General features: G+C 65.3%; 3 protein-coding genes and 2 pseudogenes. 4 read left to right on the forward strand and 1 reads right to left on the reverse strand.

Annotated features, from left to right (window positions below):
- Positions 1-447: pseudogene (locus AHiyo1_RS27565) on the reverse strand (hypothetical protein); the annotation flags it as partial.
- 222 nt (positions 448-669) lie between these two features.
- On the opposite strand from AHiyo1_RS27565, the gene AHiyo1_RS21510 reads away from it, so the two are divergent.
- From AHiyo1_RS21510 to AHiyo1_RS21525, 4 genes and pseudogenes are all read left to right on the forward strand, one after another.
- Positions 670-2,478: an MFS transporter gene (locus AHiyo1_RS21510; protein ID WP_253257546.1), complete on the forward strand. Its 1,809-nt coding sequence runs from the start codon at positions 670-672 to the stop codon at positions 2,476-2,478.
- Complete coding sequence (locus AHiyo1_RS21515; protein ID WP_059389940.1) at positions 2,438-3,610, forward strand: cytochrome P450; 1,173 nt, start codon at positions 2,438-2,440, stop codon at positions 3,608-3,610. Before AHiyo1_RS21510 ends, AHiyo1_RS21515 begins: the two co-directional genes overlap by 41 nt.
- A complete protein-coding gene (locus tag AHiyo1_RS21520; protein WP_059389941.1) occupies positions 3,607-3,801 on the forward strand; it encodes a ferredoxin in 195 nt (64 codons plus the stop codon). Before AHiyo1_RS21515 ends, AHiyo1_RS21520 begins: the two co-directional genes overlap by 4 nt.
- A gap of 2 nt (positions 3,802-3,803) precedes the next feature.
- A pseudogene (locus AHiyo1_RS21525) lies at positions 3,804-4,618 on the forward strand (NAD(P)/FAD-dependent oxidoreductase); the annotation flags it as partial.

The following is a 4,618-nucleotide window of genomic DNA, read 5'->3' on the forward strand; positions in this document are numbered from 1 at the left end:
CCTCGCTGACCTCCCTCCCGAAGAGATCGGCGAACTTTTCGGCCGGCCACGGGTGGGCGGGTTGGTCTGTGGCGTCAGGAAGTACCCGCCGAGTTCTTCCTCCGGGCCCAAGCCCGTGGAGGCCACGATGTGGACGCCGGTGGAGCGGGAGAGTGCCTCGTAGAGTTTGAGGTCGCGGCCGTGGAACATGCCGGTGCTGTCGACGATCGTTTGCCCGCCGAACCCACGGAACTCCGTGAGTTTCGCAGCCAGGGCCTCGAAGATCTCCGCCCGGTCCATCGAGATGTCGGGAGCGTACTGGGCGCCCGGGAGCACCGACAACAACGCTTCATGGACCGCAACGACGCCCAGTTCAGAAGCAGGTACGGGGCCCAGGACCGTGTTGACGGTTTGCCCGGCGGGGGCATCAATCACGTCGGCGGTGCCGGTGGGGGTGGTGTGACTCACGGGGGTCTTCTCCCTTGAAGATCGGATGTTGGATGCAGGGACGCCGCGCAGTGTGACCGCGCCGTCGCTCCGTTGCGATGCAGCCAGCATCACACTTTCCTTTACATACTGTCAAGAAATTTATACAAGAGAATTTTCCTTGACATGCTGTAAGAATTAACTCCACACTGTCTCATACAGTCCCCATGAACCAGATCGAACAGAAACAAGGGAGTTTCATCGATGAGTCAAACCATTTCGGTAGCGAGCCGCGGCTCTGTACGGGCCACTTTCGTGGCCGCCTACAGCGCTGTCACCCTCGCGCAGATCACCAACGCGTTGCCAGGGGCCCTCAGCGGCACCTTTGCCGTGGAATTCCACACCTCGGGCGCTGGCCTGACCTGGATCGCGGGCATGTTCCTGATGGGCATTGTGGTGTTCGAGCTCAGCTGGGGACTGCTGGGCGATATGTTCGGGCGCAGGAAGCTGCTCTATGTCGGCGCTGCCGTCAGCGTCATCGGCTCGGTCATGGCCGCGATGGCGCCCTCCACCGGCGTGATGATCGTCGCGCAGGCCATCGGCGGCATAGGGGCGGGCATACTCTTTCCCATTTCGCTTTCCATGATCGCGGCGATCACCCCCGACCACCGCGCCCGGGCGAAGGTCATCGCCACCTGGGCAGGGTTCCTGTCACTGGGCGCGGTGATTTCCCCGGTGCTTGCCGGGTTCACTGCGCAGTTCTTCACCGTGCCCGGCGGTGGACCAGGCGCCTCGAACGCCTTCAGTGGCTGGCGCGCGGCCTATTTGATTGCGGCCGCTGTTGCCGTCGTCGTTCTTCTCATCGCGGTCCGCGCGAAAGATTCCGCAGCCGCCGAGGGGCGCAAACTGGACATGCCCGGCCAGCTCACTCTCGCCGTCGGCCTCATTGCCGTCCTTTACGCCACGGTGACGGCGGTCGACGCCGGCTTCGGCAGCGCGCAGGTTATCGCAAGCTACATCGCCGGCGGAATCCTGCTCATCGCTTTCATCATCATCGAGTCGCGCACCGCTCAGCCGCTGATCCACCTCTCGCTGTTCAAGAACAGCTCCTACTCGATCACCGGGATTGTGGCCGTCACCGGGATGTTCGCTTTCCTTGCGATCTGCTTCAGCACGAGCGTCGCCGTCAGCGGCCTGGCCCTGGCCGAGACCTGGAAGGTCGGAGTTCTATTCGTCTTCATCCAGGGCCCGGCATTCGCCTTCATCCCGGTGGTCGGGTGGCTCATCCACCACGTTGCCCCACGCTGGGTACTGACGGCCGGCTTCGCTTTCATGGCCGTTTCCGGGTTCTGGCTCTCCACGTTCGCACTCGGCACCCCGGAGACTTTCGGCGGCACGCCGTGGACAGCATTCATTCCGCCTCTGCTCGTGCTGGGTGTCGGCTTCGCCCTCACGGTCGGCTCCGTTACCGCAGTGGCCATCAACACCGTCCCGGCCCAACAAATCGGCATGGCGTCCGCCACGACGAATCTCCTGCGCGACCTCGGCTTCGCCCCCGGTCCTGTGATCGGCTCGGCCATCGCCTTCGGCATTGGAGCCACAGTCTTCGCTGGTCCCCTTGCCGGAATCCTCGGGGCGGCCGGAATGCCCGCAGATGCAGTGGCCGGACTGGCGCACGTGCCGCCGCTTGGTTTCCTCTCAGGCTGGGACGGCATCGTCGCCCAATTCTCCGGCCAGGCAGCCGGAGGCGGTGCTCCGGCCCCGGCGGTCGATGGCATGGTCAAGGCCCTCGCCGCAGCCAAGCCGCGCATCCAGGGGGTCGCCGGAACGTCCCTCGGCGAGGTTTCCAGACCGTCTATCTCTGCGCGGGCGTCGCGGCGACCCTCTCCGCCGTTCTCACCCTCTTCATCTCCGCACGGTCCTCAGCGCCTACCGCCGATGCCATCACGGAGACCACCGAAGCAAGCGCCGAGGCCGCCGTCTAAGACCTCCGGCGCTGACCCGACCACTTACTATCCACAAGGAGAACCCCGTGACTGCACCTATCGAGTCAGACATCGACATCTGGGCTGACGACATCCTCGTCGACCCCTACCCCACCTATGCCGCGCTCCGCGAGCAGGCTTCCGTGGTCCACCTTCCGAAGAACGAGCTGTACGTCCTGACGCGCTACGACGCCATCCGCAATGCCCTCGGCGATCCGGAGGCCTTCTCGTCCACCAGCATCGGATTCAACCCGATGGTCAACCAGGCACTGCAGGGCACCTCCCTTGCCTCCGACCCGCCGATCCACACGCAGCTCCGCGCCACGCTGTCCCAGAACCTTACCCCCCGGGCCCTTCGCGGCCTCAAAGTCGTCATCGACCAAAAGGCGGACAAGCTCGTCGCGGAACTGGCCACCAGTGGCGGCTTCGAGGCCATCGATGCCCTGGCCCGGGCCTTCCCGATCGAGATCGTCGCCGATCTTGTTGGTTTCAGCGGCCACGTCAAGGACAACATGCTGCGCTGGGGCCAGGCCGCGATGCAAGTCATCGGCCCGCTGAACCAGCGCACCCAGGAGAGTTTCCCGATCGCCGGCGAATTGTACGGCTGGTGCTCCTCGGTCACCGCGGATGACCTCGCTCCGGGCTCGATCGGCCGCGGCATCTTCGACGCCGAGACCCGCGGTGACATTCCCAAAGGCTCAGCAGGCCACATCATCCACCAGTATCTTGGAGCCGGCGTCGACACGACCATTGCCTCCATCGGCAACATCGTCGCGCTGTTCGGCCTCCACCCCGATCAGTTCGAGCTGGTCCGGGAGAACCCGGAATTGGTTCCCGCGGCGTTCGCCGAAGTGCTGCGCTATTGGGCTCCGGTCCACATCTGGGGACGCAAGGCCACGCGCGACGTGGAGATCGATGGAGTCACGATACCCTCAGGTGCCCAGGTCGGCATCCTCTTCGGCGCGGGCAACCGGGACCCGCGCCACTACGCGAACCCCGACACCTTCGACGTGAGACGAAACCCCGTGGACCACCTCTCCTTTGGTTATGGACCGCATGGCTGCGCCGGCCAGGGCCTCGCGAAACTCGAGGCACACGCGATCATCGAAGCGCTTGCCCGCAGGGTGAAGACCCTGGCCCTCTCCGATGAGGTCCGCGAGCCGAGCAATATTACGCGGAGCTTCGAGGTTCTCCAGGTTGAGAAGGTAGTGGCGGCATGAGGATCGAACTGGACCGTCCCCGCTGCGAAGGCCACGGCCTGTGCGAGGAGGCCGCGCCCTCGCTGATGCACTTGGATGACGACGGCGAATTGGTCATCGATGTGCCGGACGTGGAGGGTGCCGGGCTTGACGCCGCGAAGGCGGCGGTCAGGGTTTGCCCGGTCGCAGCGCTCCGATTGGCTGCGGCATGACCATGCGCAGGATTGTGGTGGTCGGCAACGGCATCGCCGGACTCACAGCATGCGACTCGCTGCGCGCGGCGGGCTTCGACGGCGACTTGACGGTGGTTGGCGACGAGCGCCACCAACCGTACAGCCGTCCCGCCCTGTCGAAGGCGCTGCTGCACAGTGTTAACGGGAGCAACGCCGACGCCCTCCAGGCCCACGAGCTTCCCGAGCCGGGCCACGGAGCGAGCGAGTTGCTCGGCGTCAGCGTAACGGGGCTGGACGTCGACTCCAGCTGGTTCATCTGGACGGTGGCGATGAATTGCCGTATGACGGCCTCGTGATCGCCTCCGGTTCCCGGGCGAGGCGCCTCAGGGAGGGAGCGCAAGGGAAAGGCTCCTCCAGGGAGCTCACTTTGCGCACCATCGAGGATGCGATCCTGCTCAGGGAGCGACTCGCATCGCGTCCTTCGGTGGTCGTGATCGGCGGCGGGCCGCTCGGAATGGAGGTCGCATCGGGCTGCCTGCACCTTGGCTGCGAAGTCACGCTCGTTTCCGACGGCAAGCCCCTCGCGCGCCAGCTCGGCGACTACCTGGGGCATATGTTCACCTCCTCTGCCATCAGGCAAGGCCTACGAGTGGTTGTCGGCGGGAAAGCCCGTCTAATGGAGTCCGACGCCGGGACGCGGGTTGTCTTGGCCGACGGCACCGAGCTTGAAGCGGATCTGGTGGTCACCGCCGTCGGCGACGAACCGAACACCGATTGGTTGGCCGGAACCCGGCTCCTCGTCGATGGCGCGCTGCGGGTCGATACCCGCGGCCGGCTTCGGTCGGATATCGTCGCC

This window comes from Arthrobacter sp. Hiyo1, from assembly GCF_001263615.2.
GTDB lineage: Bacteria > Actinomycetota > Actinomycetes > Actinomycetales > Micrococcaceae > Arthrobacter.

Bases quoted from the DNA above. Each gene is read 5' to 3' on its own strand.
- AHiyo1_RS21510 (WP_253257546.1), top strand. From the start codon at position 670: ATGAGTCAAACCATTTCGGTAGCGAGCCGCGGCTCTGTACGGGCCACT.
- AHiyo1_RS21520 (WP_059389941.1), top strand. From the start codon at position 3,607: ATGAGGATCGAACTGGACCGTCCCCGCTGCGAAGGCCACGGCCTGTGC.